This is a genomic window from Nonomuraea helvata (assembly GCF_039535785.1).
Lineage (GTDB): Bacteria > Actinomycetota > Actinomycetes > Streptosporangiales > Streptosporangiaceae > Nonomuraea > Nonomuraea helvata.
In genome coordinates, this window is sequence record NZ_BAAAXV010000005.1 from 1,056,987 (window position 1) to 1,079,069 (window position 22,083).

The window sequence follows — 22,083 nt, forward strand, 5'->3', positions numbered from 1 at the left end:
GTACTAAGAGTTCAATCTGTTGGACTGGAGGGGTACCGGTGACGGTGATCCTGGCGACCGCGTGCGCGGTGGTGTACGGCACGGCCGACTTCTTCGGCGGCCTGGCGACGCGACGCTCCCAAGTGCTGTCCGTCGTCGTGTTGTCGCAGCTCGCGGGCCTGGCGCTGATCCTCGGCCTGCTCCCGCTGCTGCCCGGCGCACCCAGCGCCCCGGCCCTGGCGTGGGGCCTGGCGGCGGGCCTGTCGGGCGCGGCCGGCCTGGTGCTGTTCTACCGGGCGCTGGCCACGGGCGTCATGTCGGTGGTGGCCCCGACGACCGCCGTCACCTCCGCCGCGCTGCCCGTGGTGTTCGGGCTGGCGACGGGCGAGCGGCCGGCGTTCTGGGCGCTGGTGGGCGTGGTCCTGGCGCTGGGTGCGGTGCTGCTGGTCAGCCAGGACAGGTCCGCCGACCGGCGTGGCTCGTTCGCCTCGGTGCTGACCGCGCTGGCGGCGGGTGCCGGGTTCGGCGGCTTCTTCATCCTCCTCGCCATGGCGCCGCACGAGGCGGGCCTGTGGCCGCTGGTGGGCGCCAGGCTGTCGTCGGTGACGGCCGTCGCGCTGCTGGCGCTGGCCACGCGGCGGACATTGAAGCCCGGCCCCGGCTCGGTGCACATCATCGTGGCGGCGGGCGTGCTCGACATGGCGGCCAACGTGCTCTACCTGCTGGCCCAGCAGAACGGCCTGCTCAGCCTGGTCGCCGTGCTGGTCTCGCTCTATCCCGCGAGCACCCTGCTGCTGGCCAGGCAGGTGCTGGGCGAGCGGCTGCGGGCGATCCAGGTGGCCGGTGTGGCCTGCGCGCTCGGGGCGGTGGCATTGATAGCCGTTGCGCAGCCCCACTAGCGCTTGCTACGTTTCGCCCGTGCGCCCTGGCAGGGCACCTTCCGATGGCGAGTCGCTGCGGCATGTCGCCGTGCCGTACGACTCGGATGAGGCGTTTCTCCGCCTGACCGTGCCGCGCGTGCGCTCAGCCCTCGCCGAGGGCAGGCGACCTGGTCACGTCGCTGGTGATCAGCGTGTCCGAGATCGCCGCGAACAGCGTCGAGCACGGCGCCGGGTACGGCACGATCACGATGTGGGTCAGCGACGGCGAGCTGATCTGCGAGATCGCCGATCCCGGCGGCTTCCTGGACGACCCATACCACCCGAGCCCGGATCCCCTCGGGGATACGGGCTCTGGATCAGCCGGCAGCTCTGCGATCTCGTGGAGCTGCGCCATGAAGGCGGCGTGTTACGCGTCCGCCTTCATCTCACTATGGGGTCTTAAGCCGCGGCGCGCTGGGCGGGGAGCCGGACGGCGCCCTCTTCGCGGGCGTACTCCTCCAGCATGCCGCGCAGCTGGCGGCGGCCCCGGTGGAGGCGGGACATGACGGTGCCGATGGGCGTGCCCATGCGCTCGGCGATCTCCTTGTACGCGAACCCCTCGACGTCGGCCAGGTAGACGGCCACGCGGAAGTCCTCAGGGAGCGAACGCAGGGCGTTCATCACGACGCTGTCGGGCAGCCGGTCCAGCGCCTCGGTCTCGGCGGAGCGCAGACCGGTCGAGCTGTGCGACTCGGCGGCGTGCAACTGCCAGTCCTCGATGTCCTCGGCGGCCGAGAGCTTGGGCGAGCGCTGCTTCTTCCGGTAGTCGTTGATGAAGTTGTTCGTGAGGATCCGGTGCAGCCACGCCTTGAGGTTGGTGCCTTCCCGGAACTGGTGATACGACGTGTACGCCTTCGCCACCGTCTCCTGTACCAGGTCCTCCGCGTCAGCGGCGTTACGGGTCAGGCGCATGGCGGAGGCGAAAAGCTGCGAGGTCACGGGCACGACATCGCGCTCGAACCAGTCCTGACGCTGCTCATCGGTCATAGTGATCAATTCATTCCCCCTTGCGCTATCCCCCGTTCCGGCACAAGCCGCCTGAGGGCGGATTCCATCATGGCAAGTCCCGGTTAAGGGACGCGTTAGAGATCCGCCTTGGTCAGAGGGGGTTTTCGTCCATCTGCTCGCGGCGTGTGCTGTCACGTCCACGGCCGGACAAGTCTCAGTATCATAACACTACCCGCCCAATTTTTCGGAAATAGTGGCGAGAGTCACATGGGATAGCGTATGGGCATGAGTTTCGTGGACCGTCACGACCTGGGGACGCGCCGCTGGGTGGCGGAGGCCATACGTAAGGTCGAGGCCGACGCCAACCGTAGCTGCGACACACACCTTCACGTCTTCCCGCTGCCCTCGCACTGGGGTGTAAACCTCTACTTGAAAGACGAGTCAGTGCACCCCACTGGTTCACTCAAACATCGACTTGCTCGTTCCCTCTTCCTGTACGGCCTGGCCAACGGCTGGATCGGGCCCACCACGACGATCGTGGAGGCGTCGAGCGGATCCACGGCCGTGAGCGAGGCGTACTTCGCCCGCCTGCTCGGCCTGCCGTTCATCGCGGTCATGCCGGCGTCCACGTCGCCCGAGAAGTGTCACCTCATCGAGTTCTACGGTGGGAAATCTCACCTCGTGGCGGACCCTCGCGCGATCTATGACGAATCTCACCGCCTGGCCGCCGAGACCGGCGGCCATTTCATGGACCAGTTCACCTACGCGGAGCGGGCCACCGACTGGCGCGGCAACAACAACATCGCCGAGTCCCTCTATTCCCAGATGTCCTTGGAGCCCCATCCGGAGCCCGCCTGGATCGTGGTGGGCGCCGGCACCGGCGGCACGTCCTCCACCATAGGCCGCTACATCCGCTACCGCCGCCACGCCACCCGCCTGGCCGTCGTCGACCCCGAGGGCTCGGCCTTCTACCCGAGCTGGGTCTCCGGCGACACCTCGGTCACCGCGCCGGGCTCCCGCATCGAGGGCATCGGCCGCCCCCGCGTAGAGCCCTCGTTCCAGCCGTCCGTCATCGACCGCATGATCGCCGTGCCCGACGCCCGCTCGATCGCCGCCATGCACTGGACGCGCGAGGTCACGGGGCTGGACGTGGGCGGCTCGACGGGGACGAACATGGCGGCCTGCGTGGACCTGATCGGCGAGATGCGCGCGGCGGGCGAGCAGGGCAGCATCGTCACGCTGGTCTGCGACAGCGGCGACCGTTACCGCGGCACGTACGGCAACCCGCAGTGGCTCGCCGACCAGGGCCTCGACGTCGACCCCCATCTGGAGGAGCTCCGCGCGTTCCTGAACTCGTGAGCTCAGGCCCTCGCGGGGTCCACCGAGAAGAGCTTGGCCACGTCGTCCAGGATCGCGTGCGCGCCCTGGATCCCCACCGCGGTCATCCAGGTCAGGTCCTGGACCTCGTGCTTCTCGCCCTTGAGCTTGCTCCAGAGCGGGTTGTTCACGAACTTCTCCTTGGGCCCCTCGGCCGACGGGTCCGGATATGTCGCGACGAAGATGTGATCGGCGTCCAGGTCCGAGATCCGCTCCTGGCTGACGTCCACCGCGATGGCGTCCTGCTTGGTCGGCTGCCCCTCGGGCCGCGGAAACCCGACGTCCTTCATCACCAGCCCGGAGTAGGACTTCTCCACATAGAGCCGGACCGTCGGCTCGCCGGCGAACCGCACGACCGAGATCGTCGGCATCTCGCCGTCCTTCGCCTTGACGGCCGCGCCGATCTTGGCCGCCCGGCTCTCGTACTCCTTGATCCTGGTGTCGGCGAGCTGCTCCTTGCCCAGGGCCTGCCCCATGAGCCGGAGGTTCTCCTTCCAGATGGCCCCGGTGGTCTCGCTGAACACGGTGGGCGCGATCTTGGAGAGCTTGTCGTACAGAGCCTCGTGCCGGACCTTCGCCGAGACGATCAGGTCCGGCTTGAGCGCCATGATCTTCTCCAGGCTGGGCTGCTCCAGCGTGCCGACCGGGGTGGCCTCCTTGCCGTACTGCTCGGCCACGGCCCCGAGGTAGGCGGGCAGCTTGTCGTCCAGCGACCGGTACGTCGTGTAGCCCACCACCGGCGTCTCCAGCGTCAGCACCGCGTCGACGAAGCTCTGGTCGAGCGCCACCACCCGCTTCGGCTGGGCAGGGATCACGGTCTCGCCCATGGCGTGTTTGACGGTCTTGAACGCGGAGGGAGCGGCCTCGGGTTCGCCCGTGGAGGAGCCACAGGCCGCGAGCCCCGCCACCAGGACGGCGCCGACCAGCACACGCAACGATCTCATCAGATCCCTTCCCGAATCAAAAAGTAAGGCAACCCTAAATTAGGTTAGCCCTGCCTAAGCTGGCATACTTCTGCAGGATCGATCAAATGGTGAGGAGGACGCGGGTGAGTGCGACCGCCGTGGCACCGCGCCTCCAGGTCCTCCGGCAAAGGCGGCTGACCGTACTCCTCGCGCTGCTCGCCGCCGTGTTCGTCGCGATCGTGCTGAGCATCACCATCGGCTCCAAGTCCGTGCCGCTCCCCGACGCCTGGCACGCGCTCACCGCCCCCACCGGGACGGAGAACGACATCGTCATCCGCTCGCTCCGCATCCCCAGGACCGCCCTGGGGATCCTCGCCGGGATCGCGCTGGGCGTGGCGGGCGCGCTCATGCAGGGCCACACCCGCAACCCGCTCGCCGACCCGGGGCTGCTCGGCGTCACGCAGGGGGCGGCGTTCGCGATGGTGTCCTCGATCATCCTGCTCGGCGCCTCCAGCCTGCTCGCCTACATCTGGTTCGGCCTGGCGGGCGCGCTGGTCGCCAGCGTCGCGGTGTTCGCGCTCGGCATGGTGGGCGGCAGGGGCGGCCCGACCCCGGTCACGCTGGCGCTGGCGGGCACCGCGGTGAGCGCCCTCCTGTACGCCCTGACCTCGGCCATCGTGCTGCTGGACGAGCAGGCGATGGACGTGTTCCGCTTCTGGCAGGCCGGCTCGATCGCGTCCAGGGGCTCCGACGTGGTCTGGCAGGTGCTGCCGTTCATCGTCGTGGGCCTGGTGCTCGCGATGGTCAACGCGCCCGGCCTGAACGCGCTCTCCCTGGGCGAGGACGTGGCCAGGAGCCTCGGCCAGAACATCGCCAGGACCCGCACCGTCGGCATCGCCGCGGTGACCCTGCTGTCCGGCGCGTCCGTCGCCGCCTGCGGCTCGCTGGCGTTCGTGGGCCTGATCGTGCCCCATCTGGTCCGCCCGCTGTCGGGCACCGACCACCGGTGGCTGCTGCCGTACTCGGGGCTGGTCGGGGCGGCGCTGCTGCTGCTCGCCGACGTGATCGGCCGGGTGGTGGCCCCGCCGGGAGAGCTGGAGGTAGGCGTGGTGCTCGCCCTGCTCGGCGCGCCGTTCTTCGTCGCGCTCGTACGGCGCAGGAAGCCAGTGCGACTGTGATGACCGCTCTCCCCCTGCGCGTCGCCGGCCTGTCCTGGCGGGTACGGCTGCGCGGCGTCGCCGTCACACTGACGGGCCTCGTCCTCCTCGTCCTGCTCATGGCCCTGAACATGCGCATCGGCGAGCTCCGGATGAGCCTGTCGGACGTGGTCGCCGGCACGTTCGACGTCGACAGCGCCACCCACTTCGTCATCATGGAGCTGCGCCTGCCGCGCGCCCTGACCGGCGCCCTGGTGGGGGCCGCGCTCGCGCTGTCCGGCGCGATCATCCAGTCCATCGCGCGCAACCCGCTGGCCAGCCCCGAGATCCTCGGCGTCACCACCGGCGCCTCCGTGACGGTCGTGGCCGGCGTCGTGGCCAGCGGCAGCGCGTACGGCGGCACCAGCGGCCTGCTGGCCACCCTCGGCATCCCCGCGCTGGCCCTGGCCGGCGGCCTGATCGGCGCGGCCGTCGTCTACGGGCTGGCCTGGCGGCGCGGCCTGGACGGCTACCGCCTGGTGCTGGTCGGCATCGGCGTGGCCGCGGTGTTCACGAACGTCAAGTTCTGGCTCCTGACCGTCGGCGACGTGAACGACACCGGTCGCGCCATGGTCTGGATCAGCGGCTCGCTCAACGGCCGCGGCTGGGAGCACGTGACGCCGACGGCGCTGGCCCTGGTCGTGCTCGTGCCGCTGACCCTGCTCGGCACCCGCTCGCTGGACGCCCTGAGGTTCGGCGACGACACGATCACCGCGCTCGGCGTCCGCACGAACCTGGCCCGCGCCCTGATGATCCTGGCCGCCGTGCTGCTGGCCGCCGTGGCCACCGCCTCGGCGGGGCCGATCGCGTTCGTGGCCCTCGCCTCGCCGCAGATCGCGCTCAGGCTCACCCGCTCCGCCCAGCCGCCGCTGCTGTGCTCGGCGGTCGTCGGCGCCGTGCTCACGGCCGCCGCCGACCTGATCGCCAGGACCGCGTTCTCCCCGCTGGAACTGCCCGTCGGCATCGTCACCGCCGTGCTGGGCGCCCCGTACCTGATCCATCTGATCTGGAGGTCACGCAAATGAGACTGCAGGCCGCCGGCGTCAGGCTCGGGTACGGCGACCGCCTGGTGGTCGACGGCCTCGACCTCGGCATCGAGGCGGGCACCGTGACCACGATCATCGGCCCGAACGGCTGCGGCAAGTCCACGCTGCTGCGCGCGCTCGGCCGCCTGCTCAAGCCCCAGGGCGGCGAGGTGCTGCTGGACGGCAAGCGCATCGACAAGGTCCCCACCCGCGAGGTCGCCAAGGTCCTCGGCGTGCTCCCCCAGGCGCCCACCGCCCCGGAGGGGCTGACCGTGGCCGACCTGGTGGCCAGGGGCAGGCACCCGCACCAGACGTGGTACCGGCAGTGGTCGTCGGACGACGAGAGCGCCGTCGCCTCCGCCCTGGACATGACGGGCCTGGCCGACCTGGCCGAGCGGCCGCTGGAGGAGCTGTCGGGCGGGCAGCGGCAGCGGGCGTGGATCTCCATGGCCCTGGCCCAGGGCACCGACCTGCTGCTGCTCGACGAGCCGACCACGTTCCTGGACCTGGCGCACCAGGTGGAGGTGCTGGAGCTCGTACGGCACCTGCACCAGGAGGCGGGCCGCACGGTCGTCATGGTCCTGCACGACCTCAACCTGGCCGCCCGCTACGCCGACCGGCTGGTGGCCATGCGCGCCGGCAGGGTGATCGCCGCGGGCACCCCGCACGAGGTGCTGACCGAGGGGCTGCTGCGCGAGGTGTTCGACCTGGACGCCAAGGTCATCGAGGATCCGGTGGCGGGGACTCCCCTGGTGGTTCCGATCGGGCCGCGTTCGCATCCTGGAGGGCCGCGAGCCTGACCCGCCGCAGCGGCGACCGCGCCACGGCCGCCGCGATGGCGAGCCAGCTCGCCCCGGCGAAGGCCATCAGCACGTACGCGTCGCGGACGAAGGACTCGAACACCCCGGTCGCGAGCGAGGCGAGCGGAATGGACAGGAAGGCGATCATCCTGGCCGTGCCGAGCACGCGCCCGAGCAGCTCGTCCGGCACGAGGAGCTGGCGGACGGTCGCGGTGGCCACGATCGACGTCCCCGCCGCGGCGAACTGCCCCAGCCACGCGAGCCCGATCAGCACGGGACCGCGCGCCGGGATCATCAGCAGCATCGCCACGCCGCCCGCGACCACCGCCCAGCAGATCACCCGGCCCGGTGGGTAGCGGCGGATCAGCCGGCTGCCGAGCACGGCGCCCAGCACCGCGCCCGCCCCCTGGAAGGCGTAGACCACGCCGATCTCGCCAGGCGTGAACCCGTGGTAGGAGCTCAGGTAGTAGACCAGGCTCGCCAGCAGCAGCCAGACGCCGAAGTTGCAGGCCAGGGCGGTGAGCGCGGTGGTGAGCACGACCTTGTCGCCGCTCAGGAGGAAGCGCAGCCCCTCGCGCATGTCCGCGAGCACCGAGCGCCCCCGGGCCGTGGCCACGGCCGCGGTCCTCCTGATGAGCCAGATCAGCAGCGCCGACGCCAGGAAGGTCCCGGCGTCGGCGTAGACCGCGACCTCGTAGCCGAAGCTCACGACGAGCGCGCCGCCGACCGCCGGGCCGATCATGTTCACCGCGTGCTCGCCCATGTGGATGCGCGCGTTGGCCTGCGGCAACCGGTCGACGGGGACCAGCGACGGGACGATCGACCTGAACGCGGGCTGGTACAGCGGATCGACGCAGGCCAGCAGGAAGGCCACCACGTAGAGCGGCCAGAGCTGCGACACCCCCGCGCTGACCATCACCGCGAGCACGGCCGTGATCGCCCCGGAGACGAGGTCGCCGATCACCAGCACGCGCCTGCGGTCCAGCCGGTCCGCCAGCACCCCGCCGAACATCCCCAGCACCAGGTACGGCAGGTACTCCATGACGTAGACCAGCCCGGTGCCGAGCGCGGACCCGGTCAGGTCGTAGACCAGCAGCGGGAGCGCCAGCCGGTAGATCCAGGTGCCGAGCGACGAGGCCAGGAACGCGCCCAGCAGCAGCCAGTAGTGCCTGCCCATGAGTCGAGTCACACCTCGGCGAGCGCCCGCCCGACGTCCTGGTCGTCAGGAGCCAGCTCGGCGGCTCTGAGCAGGTCCTGCCTGGCCTGGCCCGCCAGCCCCGCGGCCCGGTAGACCACGGACCTGTTGAACAGCAGCTCGGCCGTCTCCCCCAGCTCCAGCGCGCGCGTCAGGTCGGCCAGCGCCGTGTCGTGGTCGCCGCGCTCGAAGGCCAGCTCGGCCCGGCTCGCCCAGGCCGCCACCAGCCCGGGATCGCTCTCCAGCGCCCTGTCGAACGCGGCCAGCGCCTCCGGGCGCCGGCCCTCGGCCAGCTCCACCTGGCCGAGCACGCACAGCAGGTGCGGGTCGCGCGGCGCCAGCTCCAGCCCGCGCAGCACGTCCTCCCTGGCCCTCGCGTACTCTCCCAGCCCCGCGTGGATCCCGCTCCGGTTCACGTACGCGGGCGCGAAGCCGGGGTCCAGCTCCAGCGTGTGGTCCAGGTCGGCGCGGGCCCCGTCGAGATCGCCCGAGGCGAACCTGACCTCGGCCCGGTTGTAATAAGCCTCGGGGAAGGGCGGGCTGAGCCGCATGACCGCCTCGTAGTCGGCCACGGCCTCGTCCGCCCGGCCGAGCCGGTGCAGCAGGTTGCCGCGCTCGAGGTAGTAGTCGGGGTAGCCGGGGTCGGCCTCGACGGCCCGCGTGTAGTCGGCCAGCGCCTCCTCCGGCCGGCCTGCCATGGCCAGGAGCTGGGCCCTGTTGGCGTACAGCACCAGCCGGTGGATCGGGTGCTCGTCGGGCAGGTCGGTCTCGGCCAGCTCGATGGCCTGCCGGACGAGCTCCATCGCGGCCTCGGGGCGGCCCCTGCGGACCTCCACCAGGGCCTTGCCGTTGAGGTCGAACCCGAGGTGGAAGGCGCGCTCACGGCGGTCCGGCAGCAGCGACGTGATCGTGATCGCCTCGTTGACCCAGGCCAGCGCCTCCTCGGGGTCGCGGCGGGCCGGGTCGTGGTGGCGTACCAGGATCATGGCGGTGGCGTACGCGATGGTGGCGCGGTGCTTGGGCTCGGTGCTCTCGCACCGGGACCTGTCGTAGAGCTCGCGGGCCTCGTCCTCGCGCCCGATGGCCTCCAGGGAGGCGGCGACGCGCCGCAGAAGGAGCCGCCGGCCCTCCGGGTCGCCGTCGCACGCCGTCCCGCCCAGCGCCTCCAGGCCCGACTCCGCCAGGGCGTGGTGGAAGCCCTCGTCGCGGTAGCGGTCGAAATCCCTGCACAGCGGCCCCGCGCTCGGGGCCGACGGGCCCTCGTCGATCCGGAGCAGCTCCGGATCGACCCTGCGCCGCAGCACCGCCACCAGTTCGGTGTCGGTGTGGTCGGCCTCACCCAGGTTCGTCACGGTAAGGGCGAGCGGGCCCGCGGATCGCAGGTGATCGCGGACGAACTCGGCCAGCCCGTTCGCGATCCTGAGGCTGCGCCGGGCGCCCGGCACGAGAATGCGCTGCCCCCTGGGCAGGCTGCCGGCCAGCGTGCGCCTGCGCTCGGGCACGGCCTCGCGCAATCCGGGCGCGGCGGCGCGGATCTCGATGTCGTACGCGGCGACCAGGTCGGGCCGGAGCTCCAGCGCCTGGGGGACGAGGTGGCCGAGTAATCCGGCCGCGAACGTGTAAGGGCCGCCGATCCGGCGGTCGGCGTCAAGAATGATCGTGTCCACAGGGGCCTTTCGTCCGTGGTGGCCGGCGTCCCCGCACGAGACGCCGGCCGGGCGGCTTACTGGCCGTGCCTCGGCGAGGCAGCCCCCGTCGGCTTCACAGTGCCAGGCCGGTGAACAACGATCTTCTTCATGAACGCCCCTTTGCGCGGATCGAGCGGTAACCGCTACATGTCAGCACAGAAAAATGGCGCAAAACAACGTTTATCTGGTAATGGCTATTTCTACGTTAATTAGCGAATGACCGGAAATGTCCCGCTTCAGTCTCCCAGGATCGCGTCCACGAACACCTCGGGATCGAACGGCGCCAGGTCGTCGGGCCCCTCGCCCAGCCCCGCGAGCTTGACCGGCACCCCCAGCTCCCGCTGCACCGAGATCACGATGCCGCCCTTGGCGGTGCCGTCGAGCTTGGTCAGCGCGATCCCCGTGATGTTGACCACCTCGGCGAACACCTGAGCCTGGCGCATGCCGTTCTGGCCGGTGGTGGCGTCGAGGACGAGCAGCACCTCGTCGACCGTGGCCTTCTTCTCGATGACCCGCTTGACCTTGCCGAGCTCGTCCATGAGCCCGGTCTTGGTGTGGAGGCGGCCCGCGGTGTCGACGATGACGGTGTCGACCTTCTCGTCGATGCCCCTGGCTACGGCGTCGAACGCCACGGAGGCCGGGTCGCCGCCCTCGGGACCGCGTACGACGTCGGCGCCCACCCGCTCGCCCCAGGTCTGGAGCTGGTCGGCGGCCGCCGCCCGGAACGTGTCGGCCGCGCCGAGGACGACCTTCTTCCCGTCGCCGACGAGCGAACGGGCGAGCTTGCCGGTGGTGGTGGTCTTGCCGGTGCCGTTGACGCCCACGACGAGCACCACCGCGGGCCGCTCGCCGTGCTTCTGGACGTTGAGCGTACGGTCGAGGTCGGGGTTGACCTGGGCGAGCAGCTCCTCCTTCAGCAGCCCCCGCAGCTCCTCGGGGGTGCGGCTGCCCAGCACCTTGACCTTGGTGCGCAGGTCCTCGACGACGGCACGGGTCGGCGCGACGCCCATGTCGGCGCCGATCAGCTTCTCCTCGACCTCGTCCCACACCTCGTCGTCGAGCCGGTCGCGGGAGAGCAGATCGAGCAGCCCGCGCCCGAGCGCGCTCTGCGAGCGCGCCAGCCGGGAGCGCAGCCGCACCATCCGGCCCGCGGACGGCGGCGGGACCTCGATCTCCGGCACGACGACGGCCGGCTCGGCGGGCTTGACCGGCGGCGGGAGCGTGGTGGTCGCGCCTTCGCCCTCCTCGCCGGCTCCGGCGGGCCGCTTCTCCTTCTCCTCGGGAAGCACGGGCGGCTCTGGCGGCTTGACGGGCGGGGCCGCCTTGCGACCCGGCCTGAAGTAGAGCAGGAAGCCGCCGGCCACGAGCAGCGCGACGACGGCCACGATCACTATGACGCCGAGGTAACCATCCACAAGATGTCAGTTTTCCAGATCGACCGGCATGGTCATGCCCAGGGCCCGTCTGAGCGGAGTGTCAGGCCGACTCGCGCTCCCGCAGCCGCTGGCTGACCACCTGCGTCACGCCGTCACCGCGCATCGAGACGCCGTAGAGCGCGTCGGCGATCTCCATCGTGCGCTTGTTGTGCGTGATGACGATCAGCTGCGAGCTCTGCCGCAGCTCCTCGAACAGCATCAGCAGCCGCTGCGTGTTCGTGTCGTCGAGCGCGGCCTCGACCTCGTCCATCACGTAGAACGGCGAGGGCCGCGCCTTGAAGATCGAGACCAGGAACGCCACGGCGGTCAGCGACCGCTCGCCGCCCGACAGCAGCGACAGCCGCTTGACCTTCTTGCCCGGCGGCCTGGCCTCGACCTCGATGCCGGTGGTCAGCATGTCGTTGGGCTCGGTCAGCACGAGCCGGCCGTCGCCGCCGGGGAACACCCTGCCGAAGATCTGCTCGAACTCCCTGGCCACGTCCTCGAACGCCGAGGCGAACATCTGCTCCACCCGGTCGTCGACCTCCTTGACCACGGTCAGCAGGTCGCGCCTGGTCTTCTTGAGGTCTTCGAGCTGGGAGTTGAGGAACGCGTGCCGCTCCTCAAGCGCCGCGAACTCCTCCAGCGCGAGCGGGTTGACCTTGCCGAGCTGGTTCATCTGCCGCTCGGCGGCCCTGGCCCGCTTCTCCTGCTCCTCGCGCACGTACGGCACGGGCGGGTCGCCGGGGACCGGGGCCTCGGGGCCGTACTCGGAGATCAGCGTCTCCACCTCGACCCCGAACTCCTCCAGCGCCCGCTGCTCCATCTGCTCCAGCCGCAACCGCTGCTCGGTGCGGGCGACCTCGCTGCCGTGCGCGCGGTTGACCAGCTTGTCGAGCTCCTGGCCGAGCTCGCGTACGCGGAGGCGGACCTGCTTGAGCTCGGCGTCGACGGCGACCCTGGCCAGATCGGCCTCGTCGCGCTCCCTGGAGGCGAGCTGGATGGACGACTCGAGCGCTTGGAGCACCTGCTTGGCGCCCTTGCCGACGGACTCGGCCACGGCAGCCTGCCGGCGGCGCCTGGCGCGCTGAGCGGCCGCCTGGGCGCGCTCCTGGCGCTCACGCTGGGCGGCCCTGACGAGGCCGTCGGCGCGGCCCTCGATGCCCTTGACGCGCTCCTCGGCGGTGCGGACCTGCAGGCGGGTCTCCATCTCGCGCTGCCTCGCGGCCTCGCAGGCGCTCGCCAGGTCGTCGCGGACCTCGGTGGTGGGCTCGGACTCCAGCTCCTGGGCGTACTCGGCCTCGGCCAGGCGGATCTCCAGCTCGGCCAGCTCCTCCAGGCCCTCGGTACGGGACTCCTCCGCCCTGGTCACGCTCGTGGCGAGGCGCTCCGCCTCGTCGTGGGCGGCGTTGGCGGCGGCCTCCAGCTGGGCCAGGCGCTTGGCGGCGGCGGCGTTGCGCTGGTCGGCCTCCCGCTGGCGGCTCCTGACCTGGTCGAGGGCGCCCTGCGCGGCGCTGACGCCCGCCTGTGCGGTGGTGACGGCGGTCTGGGCCTCGTTGACCTTGGCCTGGGCGGTCTCCAGCGCCCCCTGGGCCGCCTGCTCCCGCTCGATCGCCTCGTCCTGGGCCTCGGCCGTCTCCTCCGCCCTGCGCTCGGCCTCCTCCAGATCCCTGACGGCCTCGTCGAGCGCGGCCCGCACCTGGAGCACCGAAGTGCCGCCCTCGGCGCCGCCGCTGGCCAGGTGCGCGCCCACCAGGTCACCTGTCCTGGTGACGGCCCTGAGACCGGAGTGCCGCCGGACCACCGCGCGGGCGGCCTCGAGGTCGTCCACGACCACGACGTCCGCGAGGATGTGGTCGAGGGCGGGCCGCAGGTGGTCGGGGACCGTGACGAGGTCGGCGGCCCACTGACCGCCCTCAGGAGCGGCCGTGCGCGTGCTCCGGTCGCCGCCGCCGGTGTGGCCCGCCTCGCCGTCGGCGCCTCCGGGGAGGGCCACCAGGAGGGTCGCCTGGCCCGAGCCCTGGGCGCGCAGCAGACCGAGCGCCTCGACGGCCGTGTCGAGGGTCTTCACCGCGATCGCCTCGGCCACGGGGCCCAGCACGGCCGCCACCGCCAGCTCGGCACCGGGCGCGACCTGCATCGAGGCCGCCAGCGGCCCCAGCACCCCGGCCAGGTCCGCGTCGAGCAGGGCCGCGCCGCCGTCGCCCTTGGCGAGCCCCAGCTCCAGGGCGTCGCGCCGGGCGACCAGAGCGGCCACGGACCGCTGCGCCTCCTGGTCGGCGGCGCGCGCTGTGGCCACCCCCGACTTGGCGACCTGCAGGGCGGCGCGCGGCGCGTCGAGACCCGACTTGGTCTCCTCCGCCGCCGCACGCGCCTCGTCGGCGACCGCTCTGGCCTCCTCCACCAGGGCCTGCGCGGTGGCGAGCTCCTCGGCGAGCGCGGGATCGACCGCGGGCTCCTCCAGCCGCTGCGCCTCCAGGTCCTCCCTGGCCCGCCGCTCGCGGTCGGCCGCGTCGGTCACGGCCTGCCGGAGCCGGCCGATCTCCTCCTCGGCGGCCCGCGCCCGGCTCCGTACGGAATCGACCTGCCCGCGCAGCTTGGCCAGCCCCTCGCGGCGGTCGGCGGCGGCCCTGGCGGCCAGGGCGAGCCGCTGCTCCTCGACGCTCAGCCCGGCCTCGGCCTCGGCGCGCCGCTGGACGGCCTCGTCCAGCAGCTCCTGCGCCTGCTCCAGCTCGGCCCTGAGGATCAGCTCGCTCTCGCGGACCTCGGCCGCCTCGCGTTCGAGGTCCTCGGGGTCGCGGCCGCGGCGCTCGATGGCGGCGGCGTCGAGCGCGTGGCGGTGGCGTTCGGCGGCGAGCTGCGCCAGGCCGGTGATGCGCTCGCGCAGCGACGAGAGCCGGAAGTACGTCTCCTGCGCGGCGGCCAGCCGCGGCTGCGTCTCGGCCTCGGCGGCCTCCAGCGCCGCCTCGCGCTGCTGGCCCTCGGCCAGCTCGGTCTCCACCTGGTGGCGCCGGGCCATGACGGCCGCCTCGTCGGCCGCCTCGCGCTCCAGCGTCGTACGCAGGATGCCCACGTCGTCGGCCAGCAGCCGCAGCCGGGCGTCACGCAGGTCGGCCTGGATGACGGCGGCCTTGCGGGCGATCTCGGCCTGGCGGCCCAGCGGCTTGAGCTGGCGGCGCAGCTCGGTGGCGAGGTCCTGCACCCGGGTCAGGTTGGCCTGCATGGCGTCGAGCTTGCGCAGCGCCTTTTCCTTGCGCTTGCGGTGCTTGAGCACGCCTGCGGCCTCTTCGATGAACGCCCGCCGGTCCTCCGGCCCCGCGTGCAGCACGGTGTCGAGCTGGCCCTGACCGACGATCACGTGCATCTCCCGGCCGATGCCCGAGTCGGACAGCAGCTCCTGGATGTCGAGCAGGCGGCAGGTGTCGCCGTTGATCGCGTATTCGCTCTGCCCCGACCTGAACATCAGCCGGCTGATCGTGACCTCGGTGTAGTCGATCGGCAGCGCGCCGTCGGAGTTGTCGATGGTCAGCGTCACCTCGGCGCGCCCGAGCGGCGGCCTGGAGGAGGTGCCGGCGAAGATGACGTCCTCCATCTTGCCGCCGCGCAGCGACTTGGCGCTGTGCTCGCCCATGACCCAGGCCAGGGCGTCGACGACGTTGGACTTGCCCGAGCCGTTGGGCCCGACGACGCAGGTGATGCCCGGTTCGAAACGGAGGGCGGTCGCGGAGGCGAAGGACTTGAAGCCGCGCAGGGTGAGGGTCTTCAAATACAAGCGCGACCCCCTTCACCGTGATGCGGACTCGGGAAAGCCTACTGGTCCGCACCGTGCCACGTGGGCCCGTACCTTCTGGACCGCATTGACCTGGGCAAAGGAAGCTTTTCTTAAGCGCACAAATAACAAGGGACGCCTCTCCGAGACGTCCCTGGGTCTTGCGCTCCGATCACTCTCAGGTGAGTGCCGGCTCGCGCTCTTGCATGCGGCTTATCGCCTCGTCGCGGGTTTGCGCCGCAAGAGCGTCATTGGTGGCCTGAAGTCGGATGAGTTCTGCCTCCAGATCCCGGATACGCTGCTGCAGGCGGCGCATCTCCGAGACCATTCGAGGGTCAGGACCGCCGACGTGGCCGAGTAGAGCCTTCGCCATGGTAAAGGGTCCTCCACGCTGAGTGACCAGACTGGTTCGCGCACTTCTATTCCGCGGGAGGGGTGCGCGTGGTACCTAACAAGAGTCGCACCGGCAGTGTGGGCGGTCAAGTCGAACAAACCGCTGAGCCCTACTGATGGGCACTCCCGACATACAACTATACCCTATTTGGGCGGTTTAACGGAAGGCCCTACCGTTCCACAAAACCACCCAAACTACCTCGAGGTTCGCTCCAACGTTCTACTACTCCATCCACTCTCCCCGGCGTGTCGCAACCTCTGAGCAGCTCGAGCAGCTTGACGCACGCCTCGCGGGGGCCCTCCGCGACCACTTCGACCCGGCCGTCGGCCGTGTTGCGCGCCCAGCCCTGCAGCCCCAGCTCCAGTGCCCGGGCACGGGTCCACCAGCGGAACCCCACACCTTGGACCCTGCCCCGAACCCAGGCGGTCAACCGGGCGTTCTCCCCGTTTTCCTGCATGTCCGCTCCTGTCTGGCTCCTGTCAGGCCACAAGGGACTCCACCCCGAGTGCGTGCCCGACCGCCGCCTCGTCGAACGCCCTGATCGCGGCGGTCTCGGCGGCCTTCACCCAGGCCAGGCCCATGACGGACGGGCGCAGCCCCGTGACGGGCACGAAGGCCACGTCCGGACGCCTGTGGTGGGCCGCCGTCGGTGTGCAGAACAGCATGCCACCCCGGTTCAGCGCCACCTGGATCAGACCCTCCTGACTGGTGGCCACCGCACTGGCCCGGGGAATCGGACGTCCGGATGGGGTTGCGGACGGTGTCATGCGCTCGAGCCAGGCACGCGGCGCGGGGCCGTCCAGGCTGATCAGGGGCACGTCCGACAGCTCCTCGGCGGCGATGCCCGCGCGAGCGGCGAGCGGATGCCGCGTGGAGACGCCCAGCTGGTACGAGACCTCGTTCAGCCCCTCCCCGGTGGCCAGGTCGGGTTCGTCCACCGGCAGCAGCGTGAACGCGATGTCCACCTGCCCGGCGCGCAACCTGCCGAAAGGGTCCGAGAGCGGGATCTCCACCAGCTCCACCTCGCATCCTGGATAACGGCGCTCGAAGGCCCGCACACTGCCCGTGACAACCTCCGTCGGCGTGGACAGGAACCCGACCCGCAGCACGCCGGTCACCTCGCGGGCCGCCGCCTTGGCCCGGCTCACCGCGTCCGCCAGGCCGTCGTAGGCGGGGCGCAGATCGGCCAGGAAGCGCTCGCCGAGCGGTGTGAGGCGCACCCTGCGGCTGGTCCGCTGGAAGAGCCTGCCGCCGATCCTGGTCTCCAGCGCGCCTATGAGCTGGCTCACCCTTCCCGGCGACAGGTAGAGGCGTTCGGCCGTACGCGCGAAGTGCAGCTCCTCGCTGAGCACCACGAAGCACTCCAGCTCCCTGAACTCCATCCCCAGAACCTCCGGATCGCTTAGCCCACCTAAACCAAGCCTTCGGACTTCGCCATTGTTCCCGCAGGCGGCCGGGCAAAGGCTGGGTGGCATGACCATGACCGGAGTTTCCCCTGCTACCAGGGCTCGCTGGCTGGCCGTGTCGGCGGTCGCGGTGGGCACCTTCACCATCGTGACCAGCGAGATGCTGCCCGTCGGGCTGCTGACCTCGATCGCCGCCACCCTTGGGGTGTCCGACGGGACGGCCGGGCTGATGATGTCCGCCCCTGGGCTGATCGCCGCCGTCTCGGCCCCCGTGCTGGCGGTGACCACCCGCCGGCTGGACCGGCGGGCCGTCTTGATCGGGCTGATGGCGCTGCTGACGGCGGCGAACCTGGTGTGCGCGTCCGCACCGAGCTATCCCGTCATCCTGGCCGGCCGGGTGCTGACCGGGGTGAGCATCGGCGGGTTCTGGGCCTTCGCGGCCGGTCTGGCGACGCGGCTGGTGCCGGAGCGGTCGGTCGGCAGGGCCACGTCGATCATCCTGGCCGGGGTTTCCGTGGCGTCGGTGCTGGGGGTGCCCGCGGCGACGTTCATCTCGTCGTTCGCGGGCTGGCGCAGCGCGTTCGCCGCGATGGGGGTGGTGGCGCTGGCACTGATCGCGGTCCTGTACGCGACGCTGCCGCCCCTGCCCGGCGAGACCTCCGCCCGGACCTCGGGCACCCGGCAAGGATGGCTCTCGGGGCCGCTCAGGACCGTCCTCGTCATGACCGTCCTGATCGTGTCCGGCCACTTCGCGGCCTACACCTACGTCCGGCCGTTCCTGGAGCAGGTCTCGCACGCCGATCCGGCGCTCGTCAGCACCGTCCTCCTCGTGTACGGCGCCGCGGGCGTGGCCGGCAACTTCGCCGCGGGCGCGTGGGCGGCCAGGAACCCCAAGCCGGTGCTGATCATCCTGGCCACGCTCATGGCGCTGGCCACGGCGGCGCTGCCCGCGATCGGCCTTCCCCTGGCCCTGCTGGTGGTGTGGGGCGCGGGCTACGGGGGCGTCGGGGTGACGCTGCAGCTGTGGATCATGCGTGCGGGCGGCGACGAGCTCGGCACGGCGCTCTTCGTCAGCGCCTTCAACGTCTCCATCGCGCTCGGCGCGTTCGCCGGCGGCAGGGTCGTGGACGGGTTCTCGATCTCGGCCACGATGTGGCTGGGCGCCGGGCTGGCGGTGCTCACCGCGGCCGTCGCTGGCATCTGGGGCAGGAGTAGGACGACCGGTTCATGAACGGCTCGCGCCTGATCGGGGTGCCGCAGCGCGAGCAGGGCAGGTCGCGCCGGCCGTACACCTCCAGGGAGCGCTCGAAGTAGCCGCTCTCGCCGTTGACGTTCACGTACAGGCTGTCGAACGAGGTGCCGCCGGCCCGCAGCGCGGACGCCATGACCGTGCGCACGGCGCCCAGCAGCTCGTCGATCTTGGGGCGCGTGAGCGTGTGCGTGGGCCTGGCCCAGTGGAGCCGGGCCATCCACAGGGCCTCGTCCGCGTAGATGTTGCCGACGCCGCTGATCAGCGACTGGTCGAGCAGCGCCCGCTTGATCTCGGTGTGCCTGGCCCGGAGCCTGCGGGCGAACTCGGCCTCGTCGAACACCGCCTCGAACGGGTCGGGAGCGATGTGGGAGATCGGCTCCGGCACGCCGCCGACCAGGGGCGTGACCATGACGTGGCCGAACGTCCGCTGGTCGACGAAGCGCAGGTCGGGGCCGCCGTCCTCGAAGCGGACGCGGACCCGGAGATGCTTCTCCAGCGGAGAGTCCTGGTCGACCACCAGCAGCTGACCGCTCATCCCCAGATGGGCCATGAGGGCTTCCTCGGCGCCCGACAGCCGGAGCCACAGGTATTTGCCACGGCGCTCGGCGGACAGCACCTCCCGGCCCTTCAGCCGGGCCGTGAACTCGTCGGCCCCGGGCACGTGCCGCCTGATCGCGCGGGGGTGCAGCACCTCCGCCGAGGCGATCTCGCGTCCGGTGACCCATTGCGCGAGGCCGCGCCTGACGACCTCGACCTCTGGCAGCTCAGGCACCTCAGACCCCTGTGACTCGGGCACCTTCGGGCGCCCCGGGCAGTGCCCCGGGCGCTTCGGGCGGCAACCTCATTCTCGCCCTCCGGACACATCCGGAGGGCCCGTTCAGCCGGCGGGCTGGCTCTCGCGCTGCTCGCGCCTGGCCCTGATGCGGGTCCAGGCCGCCTCGGCCGCCTGCTGCTCGGCCTCCTTCTTGCTGCGCCCGGTGCCCGACCCGTACGACTCGCCGCCGACCCGCACCATGGCCGTGAACGACTTGGCGTGGTCGGGGCCGCTCTCCTCGACGTGGTATTCGGGCACGCCGAGCGCCTCGGAGGCGGTCAGCTCCTGCAGCGAGGTCTTCCAGTCGAGCCCGGCCCCGAGCGAGGCCGAGCGGACGATCAGCGGGTCGAACAGCACGTGCACCACCCGGAACGCCTCGTCGAGCCCCTTGTCGACGTAGATCGCGCCGATCAGCGCCTCGAGGGTGTCGGCCAGGATGGACGACTTGTCGCGGCCGCCGGTGCCCTCCTCGCCCCTGCCGAGCCGCAGGAACCGGCCCAGGCCCAGGTTTCTGGCCACGTCGGCCAGCGCCCGCATGTTGACCACCGCGGCACGCAGCTTCGCCAGCTGGCCCTCGGGCAGGTCAGGGTGGTTGCGGTAGAGGGTGTCGGTGACCACCAGGCCCAGCACCGAGTCGCCCAGGAACTCCAGGCGCTCGTTGGTGGGCAGGCCGCCGTTCTCGTACGCGTAGGAGCGGTGGGTCAGCGCCCGCTCCAGGATGTCGGGGTCGAGCCCGACCGACAGGACCCGCTCAAGCTCGTCTCTGGCGACCTCCACGGCCACCGGCTTAGGACCTGCGCCCACGTCTTTCCTCCTCGGACATCTTTCGCATGGCGCGCGCCGGCTGCGGAAGATGCCCGAAAACGTGGTGGGCGTCGGGGTAACGCGTAGCCCCGGCGTCCACCACGGCCGCGGGCGAACCGCCGCCGTACGCATCTGAGACGGTAACGCCGACCGAGGCACAATGGCACCCGGTCGGCATCACGTCAAGAGCTGATGGGAAACCTGCGATGTGGACTGCCGCCACGGCTTCGACCGAGCACCACAGGTTTCTTGTCAGGCGCTGATCAGGCGGACGGCTCGATGACCTGACGGCGGTTGTAGGTGCCGCAGGTGGGGCACGCGATGTGCGGCTGCTTGGGCGAACGGCACTGCGGGCAGCTCACCAGGGCGACAGCAGTCGTCTTCCACTGGGAGCGACGGTGGCGGGTGTTACTCCGCGACATCTTTCGCTTCGGGACGGCCACGTCACTTCTCCTGATCGTTATCTTTGTCGGTAACCAGACCTTGCAACGACGCCCAACGGGCATCGATCTTCTCGTGCCGGTGATCCTCGCCGGCCTCGGCCAGCTTGATCCCGCACTCCGTGCAGAGCCCCTCGCACTCCTCACGGCACACAGGGCTCAGCGGCAGTGCCAGCACCACCGCGTCACGGAACGTCGGCTCGAGGTCGAGCAGCTCACCGTCGAGCAGTGAGTCCTCCTCCGAGGCGTCCTCGTCGGAGTAGAAGAACAGCTCCTGTAGGTCCACCTCGATCTCCGAGGAGACCGGGTCGAGGCAGCGCGCGCACTCCCCGGCGAGCGGGGCCTGCGCCGTGCCTGACACGAGCACGCCTTCCATCACTGCTTCGAGCCGGAGGTCCAGCTCGACTTCGGCGTCCTTGGGGACACCGATCATGTCGACGCCGAGATCCGCCGGTGCCGGGAGGGTCAGAGTCATCTGCCGCATCGTGCCCGGCCGCTTTCCCAGGTCATGAGTAGAGATCACCCACGGGGAGCGGGGGTCGAGGTGCTGAGTCATCCTGCTCTCGCTAGGCATGGCGAGACGATCGCCGTCGTACAAGGCCGAAATGAAAGGATAGCAGGTCGCGCTCAGCCCCTGAGCCGCTCGATGAGCAGCTTGTGCACAAGATCGGGTACGAGGCCCGACACGTCCCCACCATATCTGGCGATCTCCTTCACCCTGCTGGAGGACAGGAACGAGTATTCGGGATTGGTGGGCATGAAAAGCGTCTCGACCCCTGACAGGCGGTAGTTGAGCTGCGCCATCTGCAGCTCGTAGTCGAAGTCGCTGACCACCCTGATGCCCTTGACGATGGCGGGGATGTCGTTCTGCTTGCAGAAATCGACCAGCAGTCCATGGAATTTCCGCACCTTGACGTTCGGATAGTCCTTGGTCACGGCCTGCAGGACGTCGATTCGCTCGTCCACCGTGAACAGACTGCTTTTCTCGACGTTGATGAGGACTGCCACGGTCACCTCGTCATACAGGCGGGCGGAGCGGCCGATGATGTCGAGGTGGCCATTGGTGATGGGGTCGAACGACCCCGGGCAGACTACGCGGCGCAAGACGCCTCCCAGGTCTACGGGTTCCCGGCGGCGCGACCGTACCAAACGGATGCTTCGCCATAACGACGGACCCTCTCCTCAACGTAGCCTTCTGGCCACATCAAGGCCTTTCCCCTGCTTTCCCGCTCGAATGCCACCAACGCCTCATCCGAGAGCCACCCGTTGTCCCGCAGCAGCTCCAGGACGCGCTGCACTTCGGCGTCGGACGTGGCATAGGGCGGATCGGCGAAAACGATGTTGTACGGCTCGTCAGGAGCCTTCCCGAGCAGCCGCTCGACCTTGTCCGCGATCACCTTGGCGCCTTCGAGGCCGAGCGCCTGGACGTTCGCCTTGATGGTCCGCACGGCCCTGGGGTCGGACTCGACCAGCACGGCCTCCTTCGCCCCCCTCGACAGAGCCTCCAGGCCGATCGCCCCGGATCCGGCGTACAGGTCGATCAGGCGGACGCCGTCGAGCCCGTACAGCGAGTCGAGCGTCAAGAAGATCCCTTCTCTCGCCCTGTCGCTGGTCGGCCTCGTGCCACGCCCCGGCGGGACCGCCAGCCTCCTGCCACCCGCGCTGCCTGCGATGATCCGCGTCATGTGACCTATTGTTCCGCATGTTCATGCAGGTCAAGAGTGGACAAGTGTCTCCCTCGAGTGCGCAAGGGTGA

At 70.7% G+C, this 22,083-nt stretch carries 22 protein-coding genes; 6 read left to right on the forward strand and 16 right to left on the reverse strand.

Annotated features, from left to right (window positions below):
• Positions 1-38: 38 nt before the first annotated feature.
• Entirely contained in the window at positions 39-878 is an 840-nt protein-coding gene (locus ABD830_RS24235) for an EamA family transporter (protein WP_344991412.1), read from the forward strand.
• 124 nt (positions 879-1,002) lie between these two features.
• On the opposite strand, the gene ABD830_RS24240 is transcribed toward ABD830_RS24235, so the two are convergent.
• Both ABD830_RS24240 and ABD830_RS24245 read right to left on the reverse strand, forming a co-directional pair.
• The gene (locus ABD830_RS24240; RefSeq protein ID WP_344991414.1) at positions 1,003-1,254 is read right to left on the reverse strand and encodes a hypothetical protein; all 252 of its coding nucleotides are present in this window, start codon (positions 1,252-1,254) and stop codon (positions 1,003-1,005) included.
• Positions 1,255-1,298: 44 nt separating this feature from the next.
• Complete coding sequence (locus ABD830_RS24245) at positions 1,299-1,886, reverse strand: sigma-70 family RNA polymerase sigma factor (protein ID WP_344991417.1); 588 nt, start codon at positions 1,884-1,886, stop codon at positions 1,299-1,301.
• Positions 1,887-2,132: 246 nt separating this feature from the next.
• Between ABD830_RS24245 and ABD830_RS24250 the strand changes: the two genes are divergently transcribed.
• Positions 2,133-3,206 carry a PLP-dependent cysteine synthase family protein gene (locus ABD830_RS24250; RefSeq protein WP_344991420.1) on the forward strand — a complete coding sequence of 358 codons (1,074 nt, stop codon included), beginning with the start codon at positions 2,133-2,135 and terminating at the stop codon, positions 3,204-3,206.
• A 2-nt stretch (positions 3,207-3,208) separates the two neighbouring features.
• Here the strand turns inward: ABD830_RS24250 and ABD830_RS24255 are convergent, their stop codons facing one another.
• Positions 3,209-4,168 (reverse strand): ABC transporter substrate-binding protein, encoded by a 960-nt coding sequence (locus tag ABD830_RS24255; RefSeq protein WP_344991422.1) that lies wholly within the window; start codon positions 4,166-4,168, stop codon positions 3,209-3,211.
• 104 nt (positions 4,169-4,272) lie between these two features.
• Here ABD830_RS24255 and ABD830_RS24260 point away from each other — a divergent pair, with 104 nt between their 5' ends.
• From ABD830_RS24260 to ABD830_RS24270, 3 genes are read left to right on the forward strand one after another with little or no spacing between them, the layout of a single operon-like run.
• Positions 4,273-5,307 carry a FecCD family ABC transporter permease gene (locus ABD830_RS24260; RefSeq protein WP_344991425.1) on the forward strand — a complete coding sequence of 345 codons (1,035 nt, stop codon included), beginning with the start codon at positions 4,273-4,275 and terminating at the stop codon, positions 5,305-5,307.
• A complete protein-coding gene (locus ABD830_RS24265; RefSeq protein ID WP_344991428.1) occupies positions 5,307-6,350 on the forward strand; it encodes a FecCD family ABC transporter permease in 1,044 nt (347 codons plus the stop codon). Before ABD830_RS24260 ends, ABD830_RS24265 begins: the two co-directional genes overlap by 1 nt.
• The gene (locus ABD830_RS24270) at positions 6,347-7,150 is read left to right on the forward strand and encodes an ABC transporter ATP-binding protein (RefSeq protein WP_344991431.1); all 804 of its coding nucleotides are present in this window, start codon (positions 6,347-6,349) and stop codon (positions 7,148-7,150) included. Before ABD830_RS24265 ends, ABD830_RS24270 begins: the two co-directional genes overlap by 4 nt.
• Here the strand turns inward: ABD830_RS24270 and ABD830_RS24275 are convergent.
• From ABD830_RS24275 to ABD830_RS24305, 7 genes are all read right to left on the reverse strand, one after another.
• The gene (locus ABD830_RS24275; RefSeq protein ID WP_344991434.1) at positions 7,071-8,327 is read right to left on the reverse strand and encodes an MFS transporter; all 1,257 of its coding nucleotides are present in this window, start codon (positions 8,325-8,327) and stop codon (positions 7,071-7,073) included. The genes ABD830_RS24270 and ABD830_RS24275 overlap by 80 nt on opposite strands.
• Before the next feature lie 8 nt (positions 8,328-8,335).
• Entirely contained in the window at positions 8,336-10,012 is a 1,677-nt protein-coding gene (locus ABD830_RS24280) for a tetratricopeptide repeat protein (protein WP_344991437.1), read from the reverse strand.
• A gap of 257 nt (positions 10,013-10,269) precedes the next feature.
• Complete coding sequence (gene ftsY, locus ABD830_RS24285) at positions 10,270-11,448, reverse strand: signal recognition particle-docking protein FtsY (protein ID WP_344991440.1); 1,179 nt, start codon at positions 11,446-11,448, stop codon at positions 10,270-10,272.
• Between the two features lie 61 nt (positions 11,449-11,509).
• On the reverse strand, positions 11,510-15,220 hold the full coding sequence (gene smc / locus ABD830_RS24290; RefSeq protein ID WP_344991443.1) for a chromosome segregation protein SMC: 3,711 nt from the start codon (positions 15,218-15,220) through the stop codon (positions 11,510-11,512).
• 175 nt (positions 15,221-15,395) lie between these two features.
• Positions 15,396-15,590: a hypothetical protein gene (locus ABD830_RS24295; RefSeq protein ID WP_106249247.1), complete on the reverse strand. Its 195-nt coding sequence runs from the start codon at positions 15,588-15,590 to the stop codon at positions 15,396-15,398.
• Between the two features lie 190 nt (positions 15,591-15,780).
• A complete protein-coding gene (locus ABD830_RS24300; RefSeq protein ID WP_344991446.1) occupies positions 15,781-16,068 on the reverse strand; it encodes an acylphosphatase in 288 nt (95 codons plus the stop codon).
• Positions 16,069-16,090: 22 nt separating this feature from the next.
• The gene (locus tag ABD830_RS24305; protein ID WP_344991447.1) at positions 16,091-16,993 is read right to left on the reverse strand and encodes a LysR family transcriptional regulator; all 903 of its coding nucleotides are present in this window, start codon (positions 16,991-16,993) and stop codon (positions 16,091-16,093) included.
• 91 nt (positions 16,994-17,084) lie between these two features.
• On the opposite strand from ABD830_RS24305, the gene ABD830_RS24310 reads away from it, so the two are divergent.
• Positions 17,085-18,248 carry an MFS transporter gene (locus ABD830_RS24310; RefSeq protein ID WP_344991449.1) on the forward strand — a complete coding sequence of 388 codons (1,164 nt, stop codon included), beginning with the start codon at positions 17,085-17,087 and terminating at the stop codon, positions 18,246-18,248.
• Here ABD830_RS24310 and mutM read toward each other — a convergent pair.
• The 6 genes from mutM to rsmD all read right to left on the reverse strand — a co-directional run bounded on the left by mutM (position 18,196) and on the right by rsmD (position 22,012).
• The gene (gene mutM, locus ABD830_RS24315) at positions 18,196-19,041 is read right to left on the reverse strand and encodes a bifunctional DNA-formamidopyrimidine glycosylase/DNA-(apurinic or apyrimidinic site) lyase (RefSeq protein ID WP_344991452.1); all 846 of its coding nucleotides are present in this window, start codon (positions 19,039-19,041) and stop codon (positions 18,196-18,198) included. The two genes, ABD830_RS24310 and mutM, sit on opposite strands and share 53 nt — an antisense overlap.
• Positions 19,042-19,146: 105 nt before the next feature.
• On the reverse strand, positions 19,147-19,866 hold the full coding sequence (gene rnc, locus ABD830_RS24320; protein ID WP_344992999.1) for a ribonuclease III: 720 nt from the start codon (positions 19,864-19,866) through the stop codon (positions 19,147-19,149).
• A 284-nt stretch (positions 19,867-20,150) separates the two neighbouring features.
• Entirely contained in the window at positions 20,151-20,330 is a 180-nt protein-coding gene (gene rpmF, locus ABD830_RS24325; protein ID WP_139632166.1) for a 50S ribosomal protein L32, read from the reverse strand.
• A 1-nt stretch (position 20,331) separates the two neighbouring features.
• Complete coding sequence (locus ABD830_RS24330) at positions 20,332-20,901, reverse strand: YceD family protein (RefSeq protein ID WP_378520763.1); 570 nt, start codon at positions 20,899-20,901, stop codon at positions 20,332-20,334.
• A gap of 53 nt (positions 20,902-20,954) precedes the next feature.
• The gene (gene coaD, locus ABD830_RS24335; protein WP_344991457.1) at positions 20,955-21,431 is read right to left on the reverse strand and encodes a pantetheine-phosphate adenylyltransferase; all 477 of its coding nucleotides are present in this window, start codon (positions 21,429-21,431) and stop codon (positions 20,955-20,957) included.
• Positions 21,432-21,445: 14 nt separating this feature from the next.
• Positions 21,446-22,012, reverse strand: a complete 567-nt coding sequence (rsmD, locus tag ABD830_RS24340) for a 16S rRNA (guanine(966)-N(2))-methyltransferase RsmD (protein ID WP_344991460.1) — start codon at positions 22,010-22,012, stop codon at positions 21,446-21,448.
• Between the last annotated feature and the right edge of the window lie 71 nt (positions 22,013-22,083).